The sequence below is a fragment of the Streptomyces sp. SM11 genome (assembly GCF_002910905.1).
GTDB lineage: Bacteria > Actinomycetota > Actinomycetes > Streptomycetales > Streptomycetaceae > Streptomyces.
In genome coordinates this window covers 1-2685 of record NZ_NEUE01000188.1, presented here as the reverse complement: position 1 = coordinate 2685, position 2685 = coordinate 1, and the positions used below count along the sequence as shown (strand labels likewise).

3 protein-coding genes are annotated in these 2685 nt (G+C 68.4%); 2 read left to right on the top strand and 1 reads right to left on the bottom strand.

Annotated elements, in window-relative coordinates; genetic code table 11:
* Positions 1-532: DUF6542 domain-containing protein (locus tag B9S58_RS17125; protein ID WP_181009344.1), on the bottom strand; the 532-nt coding region annotated here is incomplete at its 3' end.
* 356 nt (positions 533-888) lie between these two features.
* Here B9S58_RS17125 and ychF point away from each other — a divergent pair.
* Complete coding sequence (gene ychF, locus B9S58_RS17120) at positions 889-1977, top strand: redox-regulated ATPase YchF (RefSeq protein WP_103532962.1); 1089 nt, start codon at positions 889-891, stop codon at positions 1975-1977.
* 309 nt (positions 1978-2286) lie between these two features.
* Positions 2287-2685 (top strand): helix-turn-helix domain-containing protein (locus tag B9S58_RS17115; RefSeq protein WP_219818896.1); only part of this gene is annotated, 399 nt, incomplete at its 3' end.

Genomic DNA, 2685 nt, shown 5'->3' with positions numbered 1-2685 from the left:
CCGCACCCGCCCCGGCCCGTACGGGCTTCGCGGCGGCGGACGCGGTGGAGGCGGCGGAGCGGGGCGCCCGCTCGGGGGCGGCGCCACGCCCCTGGGCCAGCACGTACCGCCGCCGGGCCCGCATCTGCCGCACCTTGCGTACCGAGGCGATGAGACCCGCGATCAGCGTCCCGCCGTACAGCCAGCCGGCGTGCACGGCGAGGGCGGTGACCAGGCCCATGATCTGCCCGCCGAAGCCCTCGGCTCCCCCGGCGATGGGGAACACCCCGATGGCGAAGGCGATGGGCACGCTGATCGGTGCGGTGACCAGGTCGGCGGGCCGGACCCAGAGGGCGGTCAGAGCGCTGACGGGGAGGAAGAGCAGCCCGTAGACGAGCTCCGAGCCGTCGAACAGCAGCCAGTCGACGCAGGCGAGCACGAACATGGAGAGGGCGGCGAACAGCCCGGCCCCGATCCCGGTGAGCCGGGGGTTGGGGAACCGCCGCAGCGCGAGGACCACGGGCGGCACGCTGCGCACCCGCACCCGGTACACGGCGGAACTCTCACCGGGGGAACCACCCGGCGCGGGCGGGGCAGGCGCGGCCTGCGGGGGCTGCCTGCGCTGAGGGGGACGTGTCCTGTGCTGCTCCACCTGCACAACGTAGGTCGCGGAGGGCGGGGAATCAGGCGTTGGACACGCGCTTTGGCCGACCTTGGCGTTGCGTTCGATGGCACACGGCCGAAAGGCGCACGGTTCGGACCCGGAGGAGGGTCCCGTGAACCGCACTGTTCGGGCCCGCGGGGCAGGCCCGTAAACTGGAGAATCGGTCCACTCCGGGACCCGGCCCCGAACAGCCGAGCCGGACCCGGACGCCCCTGACCCCCTCCTCACTCCAGGAAGTCGCCAAAGTGTCGCTCACGATCGGAATCGTCGGTCTGCCGAATGTCGGCAAGTCGACCCTGTTCAACGCCCTGACCAAGAACGACGTGCTGGCGGCCAACTACCCGTTCGCCACGATCGAGCCGAACGTCGGCGTGGTCGGCGTCCCGGACCCGCGTCTGAACAAGCTTGCCGAGATCTTCAGCTCCCAGCGGCTCCTCCCGGCGACGGTGGACTTCGTCGACATCGCCGGCATCGTCCGGGGCGCTTCGGAGGGCGAGGGCCTGGGCAACAAGTTCCTCGCGAACATCCGCGAGTCCGACGCGATCTGCCAGGTCATCCGGGCCTTCAAGGACGAGAACGTCGTCCACGTCGACGGCAAGGTCTCGCCGAAGGACGACATCGAGACGATCAACACCGAGCTGATCCTCGCCGACCTCCAGTCCGTCGAGAAGGCCGTCCCGCGCCTGACGAAGGAGTCCCGCCTCCAGAAGGAGAAGGTCGCGGTCCTCGCCGCGGTCGAGGAGGCCCAGAAGATCCTGGAGTCCGGCCAGACCCTGTTCGCCGCGGGCATCACGGCGGCCACCGAGAAGGGCCGGCTCCTCCACGAGCTGCACCTGCTCACCGTCAAGCCGTTCCTGTACGTCTTCAACGTCGACGAGGACGAGCTGGTCGACGAGGACTTCAAGAACGAGCAGCGTGCCCTGGTCGCCCCCGCCGAGGCGATCTTCCTGAACGCCAAGATCGAGTCCGAGCTGATCGAGCTCGACGACGACGAGGCCCTCGAACTGCTCCAGTCCATGGGCCAGGAAGAGCCCGGCCTCGCCACTCTCGGCCGCGTCGGCTTCGAGACCCTGGGCCTCCAGACCTACCTGACGGCAGGCCCGAAGGAAGCTCGCGCCTGGACCATCAAGAAGGGCGCGACGGCGCCGGAGGCGGCCGGTGTGATCCACACCGACTTCCAGAAGGGTTTCATCAAGGCGGAGATCATCTCCTTCGGCGACCTGGTGGAGACCGGCTCGGTCGCCGAGGCCCGCGCCAAGGGCAAGGCCCGCATGGAGGGCAAGGAGTACGTCATGCAGGACGGGGACGTGGTGGAGTTCCGCTTCAATGTGTAGCGGCTGACATACCACCACGTCGTTGATCTGGTGAATATGCAGGTCAGATGGGGTCCGGCTCTGCGGAGTCGGGCCCTTGGTTTTCCCGTGCTGGGATAGCTGACCTCTCGTCACCTGTCGTCATCCCTGGTCATCCGTGCCGTGCTGGGATTGGGCTGGGTCGTGGATGTGGCGCCGGTGCTGGGTTCTGCTCTGGTGAGTGGCCGAACCGTGGGACGGTGACTGCTGGCTCTGGCAAAGTGATCTGCACTGCTAGTGTCTCGTGACTCCGTCAGCATTACTTGATCTTGTGTGGCAGGGTCTCTTGGTATGGAGCTCTCCGTGGAACAGGCCGCCGAGTTGCGGGAGTTGGTGAACAGCAGGGACGTGCCTGCGGACATAGCCACGCGGGGCCGGATCGTGTTGTGGTCGGGCGAGGGGCGCCGCCGCAAGGACATTGCCGAGCTGCTCGGAGTGTCGCTGCCGACCGTGGACCGCTGGAAGACCCGCTATGCCGAGCAGGGCCTGGCCGGGCTGGAAGGGGAGCGTCCCGGTGGCGCACGGGAACAGGTGCCGGTGCGGGTGCGGGCCAGGGTGATCGCGCTGACGCGCATGACGCCACCAAGCGGCACAGGGCTTTCGCACTGGTCCGCACGGGAGTTGGCGAAGTACCTGGAGCGGACCGAGAACATCACCGTGTCCTGGCACTACATCGCGCGCATCTGGCGG